Genomic DNA, 22,281 nt, shown 5'->3' on the forward strand with positions numbered 1-22,281 from the left:
GCTTATAAGTTACAAAATCCACGTAAGTTAATCCTGATGTGTTTTATATGGAAAAGCCTATTGATGAAATGCATTTGCTAGACCTTCAATTATCAACATTGAAGAACTGCATTGAGAAAAGTCCATCAAACGGAATCTCAAAGTTGCTCAATATAGCTACAGATTCGGTTGCAGTTGTTGTTTCCCTTTTCGCAAAAGATGCCGAGTTAATTTTTAGTCAAACAAATACCGAGATTGAGTTAGCTGAACAAATCGGTTTTTATTCTAATTATGGTGGTTCTGAAATATCGCAGAAACTGAATACTACTGACTCAAAGCAGCTTTTCGGATCTGACCAAAAAGAACGGTTTATTCTGTCACTTGATCTTAACTTCAACAGTGAATTAATCGGCTCAGTTTATTTGATCACTGATAGAGAAATTGACAAAAAACACATTGCAAATGAAGAATTTCAATACCTCATTCATGAAACAGCTAATGTGTTAAGGAGAGAGTACGAGTTGTGTGTATCCAGGACGAATACTAACAGGATGCTGGACATAATCAACTCTACAAACGTTGGAACCTGGGAATGGCATGTTCAAAGTGGTGAGGTATTTATCAACGATAGATGGGCTAATATAATAGGCTACACTAAAAAAGAATTAGACCCTATATCTATTGAAACCTGGTACAATTATGTTCATCCTGAGGATCGCCCTTACAGTGATGAGGCTATACACAACTGTCTTGATGGTAAAACAGATTTCTACAACATCGATTGTAGAATGATTCACAAAAAAGGACATGTAGTTTGGATCAATGACCGCGGAAAAGTAACTGAGCGGGACAGCAATGGAAAGCCACTTGTAATGACAGGTGTTCATGTTGAAATTACGGAACGGATAAAATCCAGAGAAAAACTACAAATCAGCGAAGAGAGATTTAAGTCGCTTGTTCAGGATGGATCTGAATTGATAGCAGTTGTGAACAGCGAAGGTTTTTATTCTTTTGTAAGCCCGAGCTATAAACACTATTTGGGCTATGATGAAAAGGAGTTGATCGATGAAAAGGCTTCACAATTCCTCCATCCTGAAGAAAAAGAAGAAATAAAAGAAAAATTCAGAGAGCTCAGTTCCAAGAAAAATGTAAAAACACCACCGTTTAGGTACAAACATAAATACGGTGAGTACAGGTGGCTACAGTGTTCAGCAACAAATCTACTCGACAAACCAGAGGTAGCCGGTGTAGTGCTCAACAGTACTGATGTAACGGAGCTCATGAAAACTCAAAACAAGCTCAAGAAAAGTGAAGAGCGCTACAGAGGGTTTTATGAATCACAAACGAATTATGTTGTTAGAACAGATTTAAAAGGTGATTATACCTATGTCAACAAAAAGTTCATTTCGGAGTTTGGGTGGATCTACCCCGATAATAAGATTATTGGTAAGCCCGGACTATCCTCTATTTGTGAATACCATCATGAACTTGCACTAGAAACTGTTCAAAAATGTATTAAAAACCCGGGCACACCCATAAAAGTAGAACTCGATAAACCGGGCCCAAATAGTGATATAATTACTACACTATGGGATTTTATCTGCCTAACTAATGAAAGTGGTTCTCCAACTGAAATTCAGTGTATGGGTATTGACATTACCGAAAGAACGCAGTTTGAGTTAGCTCTTAGAGAAAGCAATGAAAGATTTGAAAAACTTGCTAAAGCCAGTTCTGAAAGTATTTGGGATCTCAACTTAATCAGCGATGAACTCTATTTGAGTGATGGATTTGAAAGAAATTTGGGAGTTGATGTAAATGCTGTTGGTCAAAACCATCATCACATCAATGAATATTTACACATAGAGGATAGAAAAAGAGTTTTAAGTTCATTCTCAAATGCACTTAGCAATCCCAAAATAGAAAACTGGACTGAGGAATACCGCTTTAACAGATCAAATGGAAGTATTGCCATTGTGAGAGATAAAGCGATCATCATCAGAAATGATAAAGGTGTAGCTGAGAGAGCGATTGGTGTCATGAAAGACATTACCACAGAATACGTTTACGATAAATTCGATGAAATAGAAAAGAATACCATCGAGCTAAGCATGAAGCCTGATGTTCCTTTTGACGATGTTCTCCACTACTTCACAATTGAAATCGAGAAAATCATTCCAAGAATGATGGTATCGATAATGGCTATCAGGAACAACAAGTTAGAAAACTTATCATCTCCATCACTTCCAAAAGCTTATATCGATAGTATCTCTGGAGTTGAGATTGGACCAAACACTGGCTCATGCGGAACAGCAGCTTATGAAGAAAAAAAGGTAATTGTTCCCAATATTTTCAATGATAAGCGCTGGGAAAAATACTCAAATCTCGGGGAGATCTATGGATTTAAAGCTTGTTGGTCAAGCCCCATTTTTGACAGTAATGGCAAAGTAGTAGCAACCTTCGCTAATTACTACAAAGAAGTAACAATACCGTCTAAAATAGAACAACACATCATTGAAAGATCTGAAAGGTTGATTTCTCTGCTCTACAATAAATTCGAATATGTTGAGCAAATAAAGAAAAACAACGAGCGCTATGAATACGTGAGCAAAGCTACTAAGGATGCCATTTATGACTGGGATCTGACCAATGATCACTTCGTTTGGGGAGAAGGCTTTCAACAACTATTCCAGCATCAAAGCGCACCAAAATCGCTTGCAGAATGGCAAAAACTCGTTCATCAGGACGATGAAGAAAAAACGGTAGCTGACCTCAAAAAATTTCTCTATAAAAGACACGGTAAAAGATGGACAAGTGAGTATCGTTTTCAAAAAGCTGATCAAACATACAGTTGGGTTGAAGAAGTTGGCTATTTGATTAGGGACCAACACAGCAAGCCCACAAGGATGATAGGAACGCTGAGAGATATAACTGAAGAAAAACAGAGAAAAACAAAAAGAGAAGTACAGCACGAATTATCTCAGTTCTTCAAAAACAACGATCATTTATTTGATACACTGGACGATACACTCATCTATTTATCAAAAATTACAACTTTTGAATTTGCTGAAGTATGGTTGACAAGTTCAGATGATAAGCACATAAACCTCGTCACAAAATATGCATCCAACCAATCTGCTAAGAAATTCCATCAAAAAACGATTAAAACAAACAAGTTCCCTGTTGATACTGGAATGCCCGGAAATGCCTGGTCAAAGGGTGAAACTATAATTTGGAATCTCAATGAGAACGACCTTTTCATAAGAAAGAAGGAAGCTCTTGAATGTGGTATAAATTATATAGCAGGTATCCCTATTTATCACGATAATGAGGTAATTGGTGTATTGGTTTTTGGCAGCCATTCATTGATTAATGGTCAGAGCCAAAATTTCAAAGCAATAGAGGACTCTAAACATTTCCTCGGTGCTGAAATAAAACGCAAGCAACAAGAAAACGAAATGCAACTTCTCTTTGAAAGTGCACCAGAAATACTGGGTGTAGCGAGTCCTGATGGTCATTTCGTCAATGTTAATCCAGCTTTCTGCAATTTACTCGGATATTCCAAAAAAGAACTCACCAGTAATCCCTTTGCTGAGTTCATTCATCCAAATGATCTTAAAGCAACCGAAAATGAATTTGAAGAAACGAAAGACGGTTCTCGCGTTGCCAAAAACTTCATCAACCGATACAGAACTAAATCTGGCGAGTACAAATGGATTTCATGGAATTCTTCTATTCCATTTGGTGAAGATCAACTCTTCTTTTCATTTGGTAGGGACATTACAGAAGTCAAAGAGCTCCAAACACTACTCGATAATGCCTCTAAAATGGCCAAAGTTGGTGGTTGGGAAATAGACTTAACGAACGACCAAATGAAGTGGTCAAACATGACCAAAGAGATTCATGGTTTACCAGCTGATACAAATATATCGCTAGACGAAGCACTTAAATTCTATCGTGACGATGTTCAGCAAAAAGTAACTGAAATCGTTATTGATGCCCTCACAAAGGGAAAACCATTTGATTACGAATTACCAATTATTACAGCAAATGGAAATGAGAGATGGGTAAGAGCTGTAGGAAATGCTGAAATGCTAAATGGCGAGCCTGTTAGAATTTACGGTAGTTTTCAGGATATTCATGAACGCAAGCAGGCAGAAATCGAACTTCTCCGTTTTAAAGAAGTCATTAAAAACTCACACGATGGAATTGGTATAATTGACAATAATGGAGCTCCAATCTATGTCAATCCCTGGTTCAGCAAAATGTTAGGCCATACTGCTGAGAGCATGCAAAAAGTGGGCGGCCCACGAGCAGTTTACAAAAATAGCAACCTTGCGGATGAAATCTTCACTAAATTACTAAATGGTAAGTACTGGAAAGGTGATATCGAATTAATCAACTACAAAGGAGAAACGGTCAGTTTTCATCTCAGTGGCGGACCTATTTTCAACATTGAAGGTGAGCAAATTGCCGCTTATGGAATACATACTGATATAACTAAACGCAAAAAAGCTGAAAAGAAAATCAAAGAATCAAATGAGCGCTTTGAACTCGTTACAAAAACGACAAATGATGCCATTTGGGACTGGGATGCTAAAAATAACCACCATTATTGGGGAATAGGTTTTAAAACCATCTTTGGTTATCGACTGTCAGATCCTGCTCTTTCACACTGGCGAAATAACATCCACCCCGATGAAGCTGAACCAGTAATATCAGGGTTTAATAAAGCACTTCAAAATCCCGATGTCGATAGATGGAGTGCTGAATACAGGTTCAAAAGAAAAAACGGTAAGTACGCCAATGTAATCGACAGAGGTACAATCCTGCGATCAAAGGATGGAAAAGCAAAACGAGTTGTTGGTGCTATGACCGATATTACTCAGCGAAAACAATACGAGGAATCACTCAAAAGATTGAATGAGGAACTTACTGATGTAGCCTGGACTCAGTCTCATGTAGTTCGTGCCCCACTTGCAAAAATTATGGGGCTGGTTGATCTCATCAAAAAAATGTCTTACAAAGAACTCAAAGAAGACCAAATTCTCGAGCACATAATGGAATCTGCTTCAGAGTTTGACAAAATCATTAAAGAAATCATCGAGAAATCTCAAAAAACACTAAACCAGGATAATGACACAACAAATTCAAGTAACACTAAAGCCTAAGAATAGAGGCTTTCACCTCGTGACAGATGAAATATTAGATCGATTACCCGATCTACCAAAAATAGGATTGCTTCATGTATTCATCAAACACACATCAGCCGGTTTGACAATTAACGAAAATGCTGATCCAACAGTACGCGATGATTTTGAAATGATGATCAATAAGATAGTCCCTGAAAATGACCCCGATTACAAACATACTCTCGAAGGGCCGGATGATATGCCCGCTCATATCAAATCTTCTATGATGGGTTCTAGCGTTAGCGTACCCATCACCAATCATCAGCTGAATACCGGCACATGGCAGGGAATTTACCTGTGCGAATTCAGAAACTCAGGTGGAGCCAGAAAATTAGTTGTAACGATTACAGGAGATTAAACCTCGCTTTTGATCTGCTCGACAGCTTTTGGCATAATCTCGTTGAATTCTTTCATTAGGCCAGGTAATTTATCCAACTCCTCTCCTGTTTTACCAATGTGCTCCATATCCTTAATTTTCTCAATGAAAGATGGGATTTGGACAGTTTGGATTGTCGACTTGAGCTTGTGCGCCTCTTTACCTAACTTTTCGTATTCTTCGTCTTCGTAAAATTTGTTGATCTTTTCGATTGACTCGGGAACAGATTCTATAAAGAGTTCAATTAACTGTTTAGTAAACTCTTCATTTCCACCCGACATTTCCTGTACAAATTCTAAACTGTATAATTTTTCACTCATTGCTATGAATTATTATTCCGAAATTACAATTATTTGTGATACTAACAGCAACACCTTTACTCACTTTTCAATGTTAGTAATTTAGTATATGAGTACTTTCAGGTTCCATCAGTCACCTTTACTTTGTAACTAAATTTAGGAATTGCTGTATAAAAGCGAATAAGTTTGAAAAACCGATTTAAAAAAGATCTCGATTCTTCTAAATCCAATGCAGATGAAAAAAAAGCTGCAAAGGATTCAAAAGCTAAAAAAGAGAAGAAACAAAAGCCTGATAACAAAAAGAGTTTCCTGAAAGATCAGCGAACCAGAAACCTTGTTGGACTGGCATTTTTGTTCATCTCAGCTATTTTGATGCTCGCCCTCACCTCTCATCTTTTCACAGGGAATGCTGATCAAAGTATTTTGAATACTCCACTTTCTGAGTTTGAAGACGAACGTGAAATTCGCAACTGGCTGGGATCATTTGGAGCTCATATTTCGCAAAAACTGGTGTCAGATTGGTTTGGTATAGCCTCATTTTCGTTTGTGATTCTAGCATTCCTCATCGGGTTTCGCATACTATTTGGATTTTTCTTACTGCCATTTAAGCAAGTACTCAAATACACAATCTTTACACTGCTTTGGCTCCCTGCTTTCCTCGGCTATTTCTTTACATCGTCAGATCTCCTGCTGCTTGGCGGAGGTGTTGGACAAACGATCAACACCTGGCTCAGCATCGCGATGGGTGACGTGGGTGCGCTGTTATTCATCATTTTTACTGCAATCGGATTTGTCGCTGTCAACTTCAAAGTTTCCTTCGCTAAAATCACCCAGTTCTTCGGATCTGAAAAAGAACTGAACGAGAGCGAAAACAGTAGCTTCTACAAAAAGGAAGAGTTTGAAAAACGCGAACAGTATTTGAAAGAGACTGCTGACGAAGAAAGCGATGATGAAGTTGAAGAATCACAGTCAGAACCACAACCAGCAGCCATTGAAGAGGACGAAAATCAAGAAATAGCCCTCTCACAATCAGAAGACGAAGAGAAAGACGATGAGTCTGATGAAAATGCTGAAGAGGAAAACAATGAACCATCTGAGGAACTCGAAGTTGACTTGAAGCAAGACGAAGAGAAAGCTGAATCCGGTTCTGACCAAAAAGAGGAAAAAGACGGTGAATCTGATGAAGAAGATGTAGAAATTGAAATCGAACAATCAGATGAGGATGAAGAGCTTAGCGATCGTGATGTAAACAAAAAAGTGAAGGACTTTGGCGAGTACGACCCAACGCTGGATTTGTCAAAATTTAAGCTCCCAACCATTGAGTTATTAGACGATCACGGTGGCGGAGAAATCAAGATCAACCGCGAAGAACTCGAAGAGAATAAGAACAAAATTGTCGATACGCTCAAGAACTATAAAATTGGAATCGACAAAATCAAAGCTACGGTTGGGCCAACTGTTACGCTTTATGAAATCGTTCCTGAGGCCGGTGTGAGAATCTCGAAGATCAAAAACCTGGAAGATGATATTGCGCTCAGTCTTTCTGCTCTAGGGATTAGGATTATCGCCCCAATTCCCGGTCGCGGTACAATAGGTATTGAAGTACCAAACCAGGATCCCGACATCGTTTCAATGCGCTCGCTCATCAAATCTGACAAGTTCCAGAATTCAAAATACGCTCTCCCAATAGCGCTCGGTAAAACAGTGAGCAACGAAACGTTCATTGCCGATTTGGCGAAAATGCCTCACTTATTAATGGCCGGTGCAACCGGACAGGGTAAATCAGTCGGACTCAACGCCATTCTGGTTTCACTACTCTATCGCCTGCATCCATCACAAATCAAGTTTGTGCTCGTGGATCCGAAAAAAGTGGAACTCACACTTTTCAATAAAATTGAGCGCCACTATCTCGCCAAATTGCCTGATACTGAAGAAGCGATTATCACAGACAACTCACAGGTGATCAACACGCTCAACTCATTGTGTATCGAAATGGACAAGCGTTACGAATTGCTCAAAGACGCTATGGTCCGGAATGTGAAAGAATACAACAACAAATTCATCAACCGCAAGCTGAATCCGGAAAACGGTCACAAGTACATGCCTTACATTGTGCTTGTTGTGGATGAGTTTGCCGATTTGATCATGACAGCCGGTAAAGAAGTGGAAACACCTATCGCGCGTTTGGCTCAGCTAGCTCGTGCTGTTGGTATTCACCTGATCATCGCCACACAGCGACCATCTGTGAATGTGATTACCGGATTGATCAAAGCTAACTTCCCTGCCCGTATCGCTTTCCGCGTGACATCAAAAGTTGATTCGAGAACAATTCTAGACAGTGGCGGAGCTGATCAATTGATCGGCCGTGGTGATATGCTCCTCAGCCAGGGAAGCGATTTATTGCGCTTGCAGTGCGGCTTTGTGGACACACCTGAGGTTGAAGAAATTTGTGATTACATCGGCAATCAGCAAGGTTTCCCCGATGCTATGCACCTACCCGAATACAGCGATGACAGCGCTGGAGGTGGCGGAGCCGGTGGCGGTGGCGACATCAGCGACCGTGATGCGCTTTTTGAAGATAGCGCTCGAATTATTGTGCAAACTCAGCAAGGTTCAGCATCTTTGCTACAGCGTAAATTAAAAATCGGGTACAACAGAGCCGGCCGAATCATAGACCAGCTCGAAGAAGCAGGGATCATTGGTCCGTTCGAAGGAAGCAAAGCCCGCCAGGTTTTAATCCCAGATGAATACGCTTTGGAACAATTGTTGAATAGTGAAAGCGAAAACGATTAATATATCAAGCATGAAAAATTTACTTGCCTCATTACTAGCAACTTTTTTAGTGGTCGGAACCGCAACCAGCCAGGAAGATTACAATCCGCAAGACCCAAAAGCAAAAGAGATTTTAGAAAATCTATCTGCTAAAAATAAAAAGTACACTTCAATAAAAGCCAATTTCGAGTACCGCATGCAAAACGAAGCGGCTGATATCGATGAAACACAAAAAGGTATCGTTTGGCTCAAAGGAGACAAATACCGTGTAGAGCTCGATGGCGTTGAACGTGTATCAGATGGTAAGACAAACTACACCTACCTCACTGAGGAAGACGAACTGCAAATTACTTCAGCAGAAAACGAAGATGAAGGCGGTATGATGAAGCCTTCAGAGATTATGAACATCCACGAACAGGGCTTTAAGTACAAATACATCGGTACTAAAACGATCGATGGAAAAACGCTCGAGTACATTGAACTCTATCCTGAAAAAGCAGATAAGCCTTTTCACACGATAGAGTTGTACATCGACAAAGCCAAAACACAGATTTACATGATCAAAGTGAAATCTAAGAACGGTAATACTTTCACATACAAGCTCGACAACTACCAAACGAACATGACCATCCCCGATTCAAAGTTTGACTTTGACAAAAGCAAAGCCGGTGATGTTATTGACTTGAGGTAAAGTTAGAAAGAACAACTTTCAGAACCCCGTTTCAATTGTTGGAACGGGGTTTTTATTTAATAAGTCTTTATGTGAATCGTACCTACGGCACTCAAGGTTCTTTTCTCACGCTGACTCCGGGCTCACACCCGGAGGTAGAAGTTTGTCGTGCCTACGGCACTTTTTTCATCTGGAAAACCTGACAGGTTTTTGAGACCTGTCAGGTTTAAGGCACAAACAATATAAAGGGCCATTAGGCACGGAACACAATAAACTCGGAGTTTTAGCCAACGGCACTATTTTTCAATACAAAAGCTATATTCTGGCTAACCTAACAGGTTTTGGTGGTAAAAACAACCATAAGTGCCGTTAGGCACTAAACCCATTTAACTCTGGGTTTTAGCCCAGAGTAATTGAGTCTGAAAGAAAGCATCGAGTGCTGTAGGCACGATCCACATTTTTTAACCAAAATTTTATTTATCGGTCAGAGCCCTACATCGTTTGATAGAGCGGGGTTTTTCTTTAATTTAGGCGGCCTAAACACAAAACTCTATGAACTGGATTAAATACACTGTCCTGGCGACTACGGCTACAATTGCCTTTTCGTGTGGCGCTCCGACAGAGAAAAAAGAAACAAAAGACAAAAAAGCTGAAACAGTGAAACAAGACACATCAGACTTTGAGTATTTAGCTGAACAGTTTGCTGATTTGCGCATTATCCGCTATCAAATTCCGGGTTGGGACAAGCTTTCAGCTCAGCAAAAAGAATACGCTTACTATTTAACTCAGGCAGGTTACGCTGGTCGAGACATCATTTGGGATCAAAACTATCGTCACAACCTCGAAATTCGCGATGTGCTGGAAGGTATCGTCAAGAATTACAACGGTGACAAAGAAAGTGAAGACTGGAAAAACTTCATGACGTACACCAAACGCGTGTGGTTCTCGAATGGAATTCACCACCACTACTCCATGAAGAAATTCGTCCCAAAATTCTCGAGAGAGTATTTTGAGCAATTGATGAAGATCACGGGAGCAGAATTACCTGAAGAGGCGTTGAAAGCAATGTTTGATCCGTCAAAAGACGCGAAGAAAGTTAACCTCGATCCTGAAAAGGACCTCGTGGCTGCTTCAGCGGTAAACTTCTACGATCCGGATCTGACCGAAAAAGAAGTTGAAAACTACTACAAGCAAAAAATCGATAAATCTGCCAAGAAACCAGTTTCGTACGGACTCAACTCGAAGCTCGTAAAAACGGAAGACGGCAAGATTGAAGAGCGCGTTTGGAAGATTGACGGAATGTACGGCTCTGCGATTAAAGAAATCGTTCACTGGCTCGAAAAAGCTGTGAAAGTAGCAGAAAACCAAAAGCAAGCTGATGCGCTCAAACTCCTCATCGAGTATTACAAAACCGGTGATCTCAAGAAATGGGATGAGTACAACATCGCGTGGGTAAATGCTACTGAGGGCGATATCGATTACATCAATTCGTTTATCGAGGTTTACAACGACCCGATGGGCTATCGCGGCTCTTACGAAACAATTGTGCAGGTGAAAGACTTCGAAGCATCTGAACGCATGAAAACGCTTTCTGACAATGTTCAATGGTTTGAGGACAACTCGCCAATCATGGACGAGCACAAAAAGGAAAACGTGACAGGTGTTACGTATAAAGTGGTGAATGTTGCCGGTGAATCCGGAGATGCATCGCCTTCTACTCCAATTGGCGTGAATCTGCCAAACTCAAACTGGATCAGAGCCACTCACGGTTCTAAATCTGTGAGCCTGGGTAATATCGTTGAAGCTTACGACAAATCGAGCAAAGGTGGCTACCTGAAAGAATTCGCTTATTCGCAGGAAGAAATCGACCGCGGATTGAAATACGGGAACCTTTCTGATAAGCTGCACACTGCTCTTCACGAAGTTGTAGGTCACGCGAGTGGTAAACTGAACGAAGGCGTGGGTACACCAAAAGAAACGTTGAAAAACTACGCTTCTACTCTCGAGGAAGCACGTGCAGATCTCGTTGCTTTGTACTACCTCTACGACAAAAAGATGGTTGACCTGGGATTGATGGACAACCTCGAAGTTGGAAAAGCACAGTACGATGCCTATATCAGAAACGGTTTAATGGTTCAATTGCGCAGATTAGAGCCGGGTGACAACATCGAGGAAGCGCACATGCGTAACCGCCAGCTCGTTGCTCTTTGGGCTTACGAAAAGGGTAAAAAAGACAACGTGATCGAAAAGAAAACGAAAGACGGAAACACGTACTTCGTTGTGAACGATTACAAGAAACTTCAGGAACTCTTTGGCCAGTTAATGAGAGAAATTCAACGCATCAAATCTGAAGGTGATTACGAAGCCGGAAGAGCACTCGTAGAGAACTACGGTGTTAAAGTTGATAAGGAAATTCACGAAGAAGTTCTATCACGTAGTGAGGAACTAGGAATAGCTCCTTACGGTGGTTTCATCAATCCGCGCTTGATGCCGGTTGAAGAAAACGGAAAAATCGTTGATGTTGAAGCGAAATACGGTGAGTCATTCACTGAGCAAATGCTCCGCTATAGCAGCGATTACGACAATCTATAAGAACTGTAATACAGTCAAAGAAAAACCCTGACAAGCAGAAAAGCTTCGTCAGGGTTTTTTGTTGAGCAGATTTTAGATTGAGTTGAGTTTTGCCTTTTAAACGTTGAGGAAAAACCTGCTCCAAACCTGAGCTGGTAAATATCCGAACTCAGATTTTAACGTTGAGTGACACAAATGTGCACAGTCAGATCCGGATCCCCAACCAAAATGTGATGAGCGTAAAATACGTGTGATGAGAGACGTTAACAAAAGTTAACCCGCTGAAAATAAAAGGCTACCACTCGGTTTTGAGGATAGCGTAAACTACATCATCAACCCATTCGCCTTTAAACCAAAGGCTTTTCTTGAAATGTGCTTCTCTCCTCATTCCCAATCGTTCAAGTAATTGAATAGAAGCCTCATTCCGCGGATCTACCGATCCCGTTATTCTGTGCTTGGTCAGATCGCGAAACAGGTAATCAAAAACACCGCTCAGCGATTCTGTTGCAAATCCCTTTCCTAAAAACTGTTTATCCAGTGTCACTCCCACCTCGCACTGGTCTTCATCGATGAAATGGATTCCTACATCCCCGATCACTTCATTAGAATCATTTAGCACAATCACCAACTGAAACCAGGTTTCCGGCAAATTGAATTCTTTAGGATTCTTGGCGATAAAAGACTCTACTTCATCAAGGCTTTCCGGTACCCAACCTTGATATTGGTTGTGATTAGAATCGCTTCGGTAGCTAAAGACACTTTTCGAGTCAGCACGCTCAATGGGTCTGAGTGTAAGTCTTTTGGTTTTAATCATTGAGATAATTGTTGGTCCACTTCCCGACTCACAATTTCATTTATCATAGGCTGAATAAACCACACACCAATTGGGAAAAACCAAATCAAAAAGAACTCCCCTATGTAATCTGAAGAAGTGACTTTACGCTGCAGTTCTGCTGACTTTATCGACTTTGCAATAAAGTAGATGACGTAAAAGGTGCAGAATACAGCAAAAAGATGAATGAGGAAAAACACACCTATTCCGAGAAATAACAAAGGCAAAAATGTATCGGGAGATTGAGGGCCCGGAAAAGTTGGTGTTGTTCCGAATAATGACGTTGATATTGATATAGTCAATGTTAATAAGATAATGTAGATCAAAGGAAAAAAGAAGAAAAACCTGAACCTGGTGAACTTCATTCTTGCTTCTTCAGGTAACTTACTATTGATTCCTTTCGCTACCGACCAATACCAACAATAAATTGGAACAGTATACAAGAGAATGATTATAGGAAGTACACCTGTAAAGATGTTCATCCCTTCTAATGGGCTTTCAGTTGTTTGAAACTTGAAAAACATTGAGCCCATAAATATTAATTGGAAAACGAAAGGGACAACAAAAATCAACAGAAAGATTTGCCAGTGTTTTGCCTTCAAAAATTTATCAATCATAGCGTTTGGGTTTGATGTACGCTAAATTACTCTTTTCAAAAGAGCCACCAAAAAAGCTACTCCTTCTCAAAGCACCAGTTGATAAGTGGTAACGAGCGTTTTTGATTCGTATTCCACAAGCCTAATTGAATACCGCGGAGTTTAGTTGCATTGTTCACAAGCCCAACCTGAACGCCATTCATTTTACCCGTATGATTCACCATCCCGATCGAAACACCGTTCAGATATTCATACCTGTTGTAAACAAGATTAAAGGAAAAGCCATTGAGTTTTAATCCGGCACTCATCCATCCCGATAGCGAAACACCATTGATCTGACTCGTAAGTGTCCCCATTGGAGAAACAATCAATCCATTGTGCAATGCTCCTACTTGAATCGTATCCATTTTATTCCCGGTCAGAGCCTTAGCTTGAATCGGCTTAATCATAAAAACCGAGTTGAAACCCTGTCCGGGGATTTGGATGTTTAATCCGTGCGATTTCTTGGTGTACGACATAAAACAAACAACCTCAGAACCGACCGGACCAATAGCAATTCCGTAAATGTTCATCGCCCGTGATGGAATCACCCGAATGCCGTAATAATTTTTGATCGTATCCTGCTGTTCACCTGAAGTTGATTGGCCTACGCCAGCTACAGTGATGAGTAGGAATAGTAGAAGTGTGAGGGGGTTGGGCATAAATCAACTTTTATCAATTGTTTCAATTAAATTTCCTTCTTTATAAACTTTGATTTTGGTTAGTTTTCCATTTTCGTCAAAATACTCCCAGCGACCATTTTCTATTCCTTCATCATATTTTTTTATGTTTAGTAAATTACCATTTTGATCAAAATACTTCCAGTACCCATTCTTTTCCCCATTTTCACAATCACCAATAATTGCTAACCTTCCAGTTTTATGGTAAACAATCTGACCTCCCTGAAGCTTATCATTTTTAAAATTATTAATCTCTTCAACCTGCCCGTTCTTATAATAAAAGATCCATCCCATTTGCTTCAAGTTATTCTTATCTAAATAGCCTATAATTTTAGGTATTCCAGTCTTGTAGTACTCAATATGCAAACCATTAACACTCATACCCTCAGCTAAATTCAATTCCTTGGGAACATTGTTTTCGTGAAAAATCAACGTGTATCCATTGTGAACTCCATCTTCAAAAAAACCTGAAGAATGAACAGATCCATCATCTCTAAAATCAACTGAGAAACCATCTCTGTTACCTTTATTGTTTATAGCTTGCTGACTTTTAATAAAACCAGATTCATAATATTTTAAAGTTACATTCTCGTTTTGTTTTGTACATATATTGTTATTGCATGATAGGCAAACAAACATTGATAAAAGAGAAAATACGCTTATAGAATATTTCATTTTGACTGTAATTTACTTTTTCATTTATGTTTCAGTGACTTTAGAAGCCCCTCTCAAAAACAAATACTTCTTCCTTCCCACTGTCAAAAAGTAACCCATAACACCTAAAATGATAATTGAAACTCCCAGCAGCACATACATGACCGCTTGAGGAATTAGATCATTGAGCAACAGAGAAGTGACTGTTGCAATAAATGAAATTGCCAGGAATGACAGGAACACGTAGCGCAAAGCTTTATTCCGGCTCATGAAGCTGGAAAGTTCGACATCAGTATCTCCTGAAATTTTGAGAGTATTGCTCCTTGCCCAGTCTATCTTAGAATAAAACACTACTTCACCTTCAGGGATCTCGATCTCGATTGTTTCTCCATCATCGATTGAAGCAACCTTTTCGTCATTTACATAAAGGTCTATAGCTCTCAGCTTATTGATCCATTCTCTTTTGCGGTAAATACGGAGTTTAGGCATTGAGTAGTTTTTTCACTTGAATAAAAGCAGTTTGATCATGTAAATATATACAAATTGGAGTTCAATTTTGCTAATCAGAATATCAGACTAAATCATTCCCAGCATCCACCCGATTGTATCGCGTGGATTATAAGCTCTTTTACAGTACTCCAAATTACTATTAGAACGCTCTCGACCTCGGCCTTGATCTTAATGCCCTCCTACTTCGACTCCGCTAAAGCTACGCTCAGCATTCGGGCCTGGAGGCTAAATCAAACCTCCCAAACACCAAACCCTTTACCATCAAGCAATCCCAATACATTATTAGAACTTCCCTCAACCTTAACCTTAACCTCGGCCTCAAACCTTAACGACACTTCACTTCTTCATGGTTCCTTCAACTTTTCTAAAGTGTTGAACTTTAGAAAAGTTCTTTATCATGATTTAAGATTACAGATAACCAATAAAGTGCCGTTAGGCACGATTCACATCTATCTCCGGGTGATAACCCGGAACATAAGTTTTCAACCAGGACTTTGAGTGCCGTAGGTACGGTTCACTTTAAAAAGCATGACTTTTCTATTATTCTGTGGTCCGTGCTTACAGCACTCGTTGTTATCACTACTTCCTTTTGCTCTGGGCTAAAACCCAGAGTTAGGATTAAGTCGTGCCTACAGCACTTAACATCATGACCAAGACCTGACAGGTTTTGGAAGCCTGTATAAATAGCGATCGATTGCTAGAAATTCGAGCGAAGTTGCCGTCAGCATTGATCTTTCCGTCCTTTTGCATCAAGGCAAAAGGATAAAAGTAATCGAATGAAACAAGGAGTGAAACAAAAAAACTCACCTGCTAATGCGTGATTGAGTCGCCTGGTTTATATACTTTTTACAACTCCAAATTACTATTAGAACGCTCTCGACCTCGGCCTCAAAACTCAACGGCACTTCACTTTTAATAGTTAAGATTTTTTGGACATAAAAAAAGCCTGACAAAATTTTGCCAGGCTAACTGTAAGCGGTCCGGACGAGACTCGAACTCGCGACCTCCTGCGTGACAGGCAGGCATTCTAACCAACTGAACTACCGGACCTTTTTCGGTGGCACAAATGTAAGATAATTTATCTTTATGCAAACAACTTTTCAAAAAGTTTTTTCTGCTGTATTCCGCGCTGTGTGCGGCTTAAATCATCATTTCAAAGTGCCTTTCCCTCGTTGGGAGCGACAAAAGTAATTCAATTTTCATTTTCTCCAAGAGGATTGAAAAAATTTTAGATCATTTTTTTGCGCCTCGCCAGGTAGGCCATCAATATCTTGCTGAATCCCTGATTGATATCAGCCTCAACAAAATCGACTTTATTTTGGTGACAGCGCAACTTAAGCTCTTCCTTGTAACTCTTGAGCTGTTTGCGGTATTCGTCCTTGATCTCTGAAGGGTTCAACTTCACTACTTCCCCACTCTCCATATCCACGAATTTATACGGGCGGTTGTCGTATTCGAAATCGATTTCGTGATTTTGGTCTACGGTGTGGAAAAGAATGACTTCGTGTTTATTGAAGCGCAGGTGCTGTAGCGCTGAAAACAGCTTATCGAGGCCGGCTTCGCTGCTCTCAAACATATCGGAAAAAATCACGACAACTGAGCGTTTATGGATTCGTTCAGCTAATTCGTGTAGTGCGCTGGCGGCTGCGGTGGATCGGCTCTGACCGTCATAATCGAGTTTTTCTTCGAGCAGATGGTACAGGTAATTGAGGTGTCGCTGCGATAATTTTGCCGGAGTGATCTCGCGGACTTCCTCATCAAATAAGCCCAGTCCAACAGCATCGCGCTGTGTGCGCAAAAGATGGATAAGAGCTGCAGCCGCTTTCACGGAGAAACTGAATTTCGTTTCCTCCCCGTCTTTTGGAAAATACATGCTCGATGACTGGTCGATGAGGATGTGGCAACGCAAATTTGTTTCTTCCTCGTAGCGCTTTGTGTAGAGCTTTTCGGTTTTACCAAAGAGCTTCCAGTCGATGTGTCGAGTGCTTTCACCGTTGTTGTAAGCCCTGTGCTCAGCAAACTCTACTGAAAAACCGTGGTACGGACTGCGGTGAAGGCCTGTAATAAACCCCTCAACAACCTGTCGTGCCAGGAACTCGAGCTTTCCAAATTGCCTAACGGCTCTGTCGTTGAACTGACTCATGTTTCAAATGTAGTAACAAAAAAACCGCTAAAGCCAAGCCTCAGCGGTTTTTCTAATCTCAAATATCAAAATTTACAGTTGCGCATCGAGCTTAGAAGCCAACGCTTCTTTAGATGCTGCGCCTACCTGCTTATCTACTACTTCACCGTTTTTGATAACGAGCAATGTTGGAATTGAACGAATTCCGAATTTACCGGCAACACCGGGATTTTCGTCAACGTTTACTTTTCCAATTACTGCTTTACCTTCGTATTCTCCGGCCATTTCTTCAACGATTGGCCCCACCATACGGCAAGGTCCGCACCATTCTGCCCAAAAGTCAACTAATACCGGTTTATCTGATTTTAATACAGTTTCTTCAAAATTTCCGTCTGTGATTTCTAATGCCATAATTGTATGTGTTTCAAAAATTCAAATTCAAAATTAATGTTACAAATCTATTACCAATGTCTATTTTATGACAAATTGGCTTCTTTATTGTTTTTATCAATCTATCAGTTCAACTTATAATGCACGTGATCCCAGCGTTCCAGCTCTTCGATGAGCTCGTTTGAGATGTTCACCCTCAACGTGCGCGACATCAAATTTAACTTGATTTTTTCGTCCCTGTCATACACGTTAACAATCACTTTACAATTTCCTTTATTTTCGGTCAGAACCCGATCCAAATCATCGACAGTTTGCTCGGTTATCGACCCCAACTCCATGTTGATGTTGAGCGTTTGAGCAAGCTTTTCCCTGAGTTCTGACAGTAATTCCATTTGCGCAATGCGAAAGCTGAAATTGTCAGTGTCTTCATTCTTCCTTCTCCACTTCTCTACTTTTCCTTTGATGAATAGGAAGTAATCCTTTTCCAGCATCGGTTTGAATTTGAGGTAATCGTCTCCAAAGAGCACAAACTCAAAACTCTCGCTGTAATCCTCAACCATGAACTTGCCAAAAGGTTTACCGCGACCGGTTGTGAGGTGTTTCACATCTGTCACAATTCCGGCAACGCGCATTTCCTTGTTGACGTATTCTTCAATTTTGTTCAGAGCCGAGAGCTCATAAGTACAAAAGTGCTTGATCTCGAGGTTGTAGTCATCGAGCGGATGGCCGGAGATATAAACCCCAACTATTTCTTTTTCGCGCCTCAACTTGGCGAGCGTGTTCCACTCCTCAGCTTCTGGTACCTGTGGTTCAGGAATATCAACTTCGCTGGCTTCTCCAAATAACGAAACCTGAGAGGAATTTTTGCTCTCCTGGAAGTTGTTTCCGAACCGGATAACGTTTTCCAAAAAGTAGCGTCCGTTGTCCTCGGCAAAGTACTGCGCGCGATGCACTCCGGGGAACGAGTCAAACGCTCCACCGAGAGCCAGACTCTCAAACGCTTTCTTATTGCACGCTTTGAGGTTCACACGCTTGGCAAAATCAAATATAGACTGATACGCACCTTCCTCTTCGCGTTCCTCCACGATGGCTCTGACCGCACCGTCACCAACTCCTTTGAGAGCTCCGAGACCAAAGCGGACTTCTCCTCTTTCATTAACCGTAAACTTGAGCTTAGATTCGTTGACATCAGGCCCCAGGACTTTCACGCCCATTCGCCTGCACTCTTCCATGAAGAATGTCACCTGTGAAATGTCATTCATGTTGTTGCTCAACACAGATGCCATGTACTCGGCAGGATAATGCGCTTTGAGGTAAGCCGTTTGGTAAGCTACCCAGGCGTAACATGTCGAGTGCGATTTGTTGAAAGCATAAGAAGCAAATGCCTCCCAGTCTTTCCAAATCTTTTCGAGTGTTTCTTTGTCGTGGCCGCGTTCTTCGCCCTGGTTGAGGAATTGAGGCTTCAGTTTGGCGAGAAGGTCAAACTTCTTCTTACCCATCGCTTTACGCAGCGTATCGGCCTCACCTTTCGTGAATCCCGCAAGCTTTTGCGAAAGCAACATCACCTGCTCCTGGTAAACAGTAATACCGTAGGTTTCTTCAAGGTACTCCTGCATATCAGGCAGATCGTACTTGATCTCTTCCTGTCCGTGCTTACGTTTGATGAAAGACGGAATGTATTCCAGCGGTCCCGGACGATACAGGGCGTTCATCGCAATGAGATCGGCAAAGGTTGTGGGTTTGAGATCGCGCATGTATTTCTGCATTCCGCGCGATTCGTACTGGAAAATCCCCACTGTTTCTCCGCGTTGGAAAAGCTCATATGTCTTTTCATCATCGAGCGGAAATTGCTCGGGATTCAAATCAATATCGTGACGCTCTTTTACGATCGATACCGCATCCTTGATCAGGGTGAGTGTTTTCAGACCCAAAAAGTCCATTTTCAACAAGCCGGCATCTTCCACCACCGAGTTGTCGAATTGTGTACACCACATGTCAGAATCCTTAGCTTTTGCTACCGGAACGTAATCGGTAATATCTCCCGGAGTGATGATAACTCCACAAGCGTGAATACCTGTGTTTCGCAAAGAACCTTCTAAAATTCTGGCCTGATTGATCGTCTTTCCTTCGAGCGTTTCTTCCTCTCCTGATATTTCTTTAATACGCTCGGCCTTAGCTATTTCATCACCATTGTTCTTAAGCTTTTCTTTAAGGTCTTTTTCCTCCATTCCAAAGAGCTTGTGAAGCTTGAGGTCTGGCATCGTTTTCGCGAGCTGATCCGTATCGGGAAGTGGTAATTCGAGCACTCTACCGGTATCGCGAATGGCGCTTTTTGCGGCCATCGTTCCGTACGTGATAATCTGCGCAACCTGGTTAGCTCCGTACTTATCGATCACGTAATCGATTACCTTTTGGCGACCTTCATCATCAAAGTCGATATCGATATCGGGCATGGATACACGATCGGGATTGAGGAAACGCTCAAACAGCAAATCGTAGGCGATTGGATCGACATTCGTAATACCGATACAGTAAGCTACGGCAGAACCGGCAGCTGAACCACGCCCGGGTCCGACCGAAACGCCCATTTCTCTTGCTGCAGTTGTAAAATCCTGAACGATGAGGAAGTATCCGGGATAGCCGGTACGTTCAATCGTTTCGAGCTCAAAATCAAGTCGCTCACGAATTTCATCCGTTATTTCATCATAACGTTTTTTCGCTCCTTCATAAGTAATGTGACGCAGGTAATTATTCTCACCTCGATTTCCGCCATCTTCCTCATCTTTAGGATCTTTAAATTCCTCAGGAATCTCGTATTTGGGAAGCAGTACATCGCGAGCCAGCGAGAAAGCTGTGCATTTATCCACAATCTTTTGCGTGTTGGATATTGCATCGGGAAGGTCCTTGAAAAGTTCCTTCATCTCATCCTGTGGCTTGATGTAATATTCCTGATTTGGCAGGCCATAGCGATAGCCACGTCCACGACCGATTGGTGTTGACTGGCGCTCTCCGTCTTTCACACAGAGTAAAATATCGTGAGCATTCGCATCAGATTTATCGAGGTAATAAGTCGAATTTGTCGCCACGACTTCCACATCGTGTTTTTTGGCAAAATCGAGCAATACTTTATTGACTCTGTCCTCATCTTCCTGTCCGTGACGCATCAGTTCGATGTAAAGATCTTCACCAAACTGCTCTTTCCACCAAAGCAAAGACTCTTCGGCCTGTTTCTCTCCCACATTCAGAACCAGATTAGGCACTTCACCACTCAGGTTACCAGTGAGGCAAATGACATCTTCTTTGTATTTCTCAACGACTTCTCTGTCGATTCGTGGAACGTAGTAAAAACCTTCAGTATGCGCGATTGACGACATTTTAGCCAGGTTGTGATAACCTTTCTTGTTCTTGGCGATCAACACAGCCTGATTTCCGTTGTCCTTTTTTGATTTATCGTTGTGATCTTTACAAACATTGAACACACAACCTACAATCGGTTTCACTTCAACCGCATCGATCTCCTGCCCTTCCTCTTTTTTTGCCTTTAATGAGTTATTGTAATTAATGGCCGTTTGAGTAAATAGATATGCGCCCATCAGGTTTCCCATATCTGTCATCGCGATAGCCGGCATTCCGTCTTTCGATGCTTTTTCAATCATTGCATCGAGTTTAGTGGTAGCCTGTAAAACAGAGAACTGGGTGTGATTGTGAAGATGCGAGAACGCAACCTCTTCCAGTTCTTTGAGGTTGTCTTCGATCTCCTCTTTGGTCAGATCCGGTTCTGACTGTGTTTCTACGTCCTCAAACTCTTCGTGATCTGGCGTGTACGGTTCAATATTCAGCCCGATTAACTCAAACGGTTTCGGGTTCTTTTCTTTGAATTCCGTCAAATAGCCCGGATCAGCATGTAGCTCGTGCTCTGTGAAATTCTCGATTCTCACGAGCTCGAGGAAACAGCGGGCTGTTGCTTCCACATCGGCACTGGCATTGTGCGCTTCGTTGAAAGCTTCGCCAAAGAGGTGTTCGTGGAGCTCTGTAAGTGTGGGGAGTTTGAATTTACCACCTCGTCCGCCCGGGATCTGACAGAGATTAGCTGTTTTCTCAGTACAGGTATCGAGACTCTCCATGTTCATCATAGGAGTTTCAACATCAATGCGGTGGAACTCGGCCCCCATGACATTGATGTCAAAGCCGATGTTTTGCCCTACAACGAAGTCAGCTTTTTCAAGCGCTTCATTGAATTCTTTGAGCACCCATTCCAATTCCACACCCTGGCGCATTGCACGCTCAGTGGAAATACCGTGAATCTTTTCAGAATTATATGGAATCGTGAAGCCGTCTGGCTTAATGATATAGTTTTTGACCTCTATGAGTTCACCCCATTTATCGTGAATTTGCCACGCTAACTGTACACACCTGGGCCAGTTTTCACTGTCAGTTACAGGAGCGTTATAATCACGGGGTAAACCAGTGGTTTCGGTATCAAATACAATGTACATACTGTCGGTAAAATTTCACCACTAATGTAAATCAGCCAAAGATGAAATGCCATATCGACCAAAAAAACTTGTCAACAGCAAATAGATTAAGTGCAGTAGTAAAGAA

General features: G+C 41.4%; 14 protein-coding genes and 1 tRNA gene. 5 read left to right on the forward strand and 10 right to left on the reverse strand.

All coding sequences use genetic code 11. The annotated features are described in order from the left end of the window. The first annotated feature begins 47 nt into the window (after positions 1 to 47). Together F3059_RS04580 and F3059_RS04585 are read left to right on the forward strand one after the other, a co-directional pair. Entirely contained in the window at positions 48 to 5,147 is a 5,100-nt protein-coding gene (locus F3059_RS04580; RefSeq protein ID WP_151166937.1) for a PAS domain S-box protein, read from the forward strand. After that, positions 5,113 to 5,526: a secondary thiamine-phosphate synthase enzyme YjbQ gene (locus F3059_RS04585; RefSeq protein WP_151166939.1), complete on the forward strand. Its 414-nt coding sequence runs from the start codon at positions 5,113 to 5,115 to the stop codon at positions 5,524 to 5,526. Before F3059_RS04580 ends, F3059_RS04585 begins: the two co-directional genes overlap by 35 nt. On the opposite strand, the gene F3059_RS04590 is transcribed toward F3059_RS04585, so the two are convergent. Beyond that, positions 5,523 to 5,864 carry an Hpt domain-containing protein gene (locus F3059_RS04590; RefSeq protein ID WP_151166940.1) on the reverse strand — a complete coding sequence of 114 codons (342 nt, stop codon included), beginning with the start codon at positions 5,862 to 5,864 and terminating at the stop codon, positions 5,523 to 5,525. The two genes, F3059_RS04585 and F3059_RS04590, sit on opposite strands and share 4 nt — an antisense overlap. Before the next feature lie 159 nt (positions 5,865 to 6,023). Between F3059_RS04590 and F3059_RS04595 the strand changes: the two genes are divergently transcribed. The 3 genes from F3059_RS04595 to F3059_RS04605 all read left to right on the forward strand — a co-directional run bounded on the left by F3059_RS04595 (position 6,024) and on the right by F3059_RS04605 (position 11,877). Continuing rightward, a complete protein-coding gene (locus tag F3059_RS04595) occupies positions 6,024 to 8,636 on the forward strand; it encodes a DNA translocase FtsK 4TM domain-containing protein (RefSeq protein ID WP_449421068.1) in 2,613 nt (870 codons plus the stop codon). 10 nt (positions 8,637 to 8,646) lie between these two features. After that, entirely contained in the window at positions 8,647 to 9,306 is a 660-nt protein-coding gene (locus F3059_RS04600) for a LolA family protein (RefSeq protein ID WP_151166944.1), read from the forward strand. A gap of 531 nt (positions 9,307 to 9,837) precedes the next feature. After that, a complete protein-coding gene (locus F3059_RS04605; RefSeq protein ID WP_151166946.1) occupies positions 9,838 to 11,877 on the forward strand; it encodes a dipeptidyl-peptidase 3 family protein in 2,040 nt (679 codons plus the stop codon). A 274-nt stretch (positions 11,878 to 12,151) separates the two neighbouring features. Here the strand turns inward: F3059_RS04605 and F3059_RS04610 are convergent, their stop codons facing one another. From F3059_RS04610 to dnaE, 9 genes are all read right to left on the reverse strand, one after another. Beyond that, entirely contained in the window at positions 12,152 to 12,670 is a 519-nt protein-coding gene (locus F3059_RS04610; RefSeq protein WP_151166948.1) for a GNAT family N-acetyltransferase, read from the reverse strand. Next, the gene (locus tag F3059_RS04615) at positions 12,667 to 13,212 is read right to left on the reverse strand and encodes a hypothetical protein (RefSeq protein ID WP_170265045.1); all 546 of its coding nucleotides are present in this window, start codon (positions 13,210 to 13,212) and stop codon (positions 12,667 to 12,669) included. The genes F3059_RS04610 and F3059_RS04615 overlap by 4 nt, the downstream gene beginning before the upstream one ends. A gap of 149 nt (positions 13,213 to 13,361) precedes the next feature. After that, positions 13,362 to 13,985, reverse strand: a complete 624-nt coding sequence (locus F3059_RS04620) for an LA_2272 family surface repeat-containing protein (protein ID WP_151166951.1) — start codon at positions 13,983 to 13,985, stop codon at positions 13,362 to 13,364. Between the two features lie 3 nt (positions 13,986 to 13,988). Beyond that, positions 13,989 to 14,678 carry a toxin-antitoxin system YwqK family antitoxin gene (locus F3059_RS04625; protein WP_151166953.1) on the reverse strand — a complete coding sequence of 230 codons (690 nt, stop codon included), beginning with the start codon at positions 14,676 to 14,678 and terminating at the stop codon, positions 13,989 to 13,991. A gap of 24 nt (positions 14,679 to 14,702) precedes the next feature. Beyond that, a complete protein-coding gene (locus F3059_RS04630; protein WP_151166955.1) occupies positions 14,703 to 15,146 on the reverse strand; it encodes a hypothetical protein in 444 nt (147 codons plus the stop codon). 997 nt (positions 15,147 to 16,143) lie between these two features. Next, positions 16,144 to 16,217, reverse strand: a tRNA-Asp gene (locus tag F3059_RS04635). Between the two features lie 178 nt (positions 16,218 to 16,395). Continuing rightward, complete coding sequence (locus tag F3059_RS04640) at positions 16,396 to 17,310, reverse strand: DUF58 domain-containing protein (protein ID WP_151166956.1); 915 nt, start codon at positions 17,308 to 17,310, stop codon at positions 16,396 to 16,398. 72 nt (positions 17,311 to 17,382) lie between these two features. Then, positions 17,383 to 17,700 carry a thioredoxin gene (gene trxA / locus F3059_RS04645; protein ID WP_151166957.1) on the reverse strand — a complete coding sequence of 106 codons (318 nt, stop codon included), beginning with the start codon at positions 17,698 to 17,700 and terminating at the stop codon, positions 17,383 to 17,385. 104 nt (positions 17,701 to 17,804) lie between these two features. After that, positions 17,805 to 22,175, reverse strand: a complete 4,371-nt coding sequence (dnaE, locus tag F3059_RS04650; protein ID WP_151166958.1) for a DNA polymerase III subunit alpha — start codon at positions 22,173 to 22,175, stop codon at positions 17,805 to 17,807. Positions 22,176 to 22,281: the final 106 nt, after the last annotated feature.

It is taken from the genome of Salibacter halophilus (genome assembly GCF_008806325.1).
Classification (GTDB): Bacteria; Bacteroidota; Bacteroidia; order Flavobacteriales_G; family Salibacteraceae; genus Salibacter; species Salibacter halophilus.

Coding starts and splice junctions, on each gene's coding strand:
- F3059_RS04625 (WP_151166953.1), bottom strand. CDS start 14,678: ATGAAATATTCTATAAGCGTATTTTCTCTTTTATCAATGTTTGTTTGC.
- F3059_RS04620 (WP_151166951.1), bottom strand. CDS start 13,985: ATGCCCAACCCCCTCACACTTCTACTATTCCTACTCATCACTGTAGCT.
- F3059_RS04600 (WP_151166944.1), top strand. CDS start 8,647: ATGAAAAATTTACTTGCCTCATTACTAGCAACTTTTTTAGTGGTCGGA.
- F3059_RS04590 (WP_151166940.1), bottom strand. CDS start 5,864: ATGAGTGAAAAATTATACAGTTTAGAATTTGTACAGGAAATGTCGGGT.
- F3059_RS04585 (WP_151166939.1), top strand. CDS start 5,113: ATGACACAACAAATTCAAGTAACACTAAAGCCTAAGAATAGAGGCTTT.
- F3059_RS04610 (WP_151166948.1), bottom strand. CDS start 12,670: ATGATTAAAACCAAAAGACTTACACTCAGACCCATTGAGCGTGCTGAC.
- F3059_RS04640 (WP_151166956.1), bottom strand. CDS start 17,310: ATGAGTCAGTTCAACGACAGAGCCGTTAGGCAATTTGGAAAGCTCGAG.
- dnaE (WP_151166958.1), bottom strand. CDS start 22,175: ATGTACATTGTATTTGATACCGAAACCACTGGTTTACCCCGTGATTAT.
- trxA (WP_151166957.1), bottom strand. CDS start 17,700: ATGGCATTAGAAATCACAGACGGAAATTTTGAAGAAACTGTATTAAAA.
- F3059_RS04615 (WP_170265045.1), bottom strand. CDS start 13,212: ATGTTTTTCAAGTTTCAAACAACTGAAAGCCCATTAGAAGGGATGAAC.
- F3059_RS04630 (WP_151166955.1), bottom strand. CDS start 15,146: ATGCCTAAACTCCGTATTTACCGCAAAAGAGAATGGATCAATAAGCTG.
- F3059_RS04580 (WP_151166937.1), top strand. CDS start 48: ATGGAAAAGCCTATTGATGAAATGCATTTGCTAGACCTTCAATTATCA.
- F3059_RS04605 (WP_151166946.1), top strand. CDS start 9,838: ATGAACTGGATTAAATACACTGTCCTGGCGACTACGGCTACAATTGCC.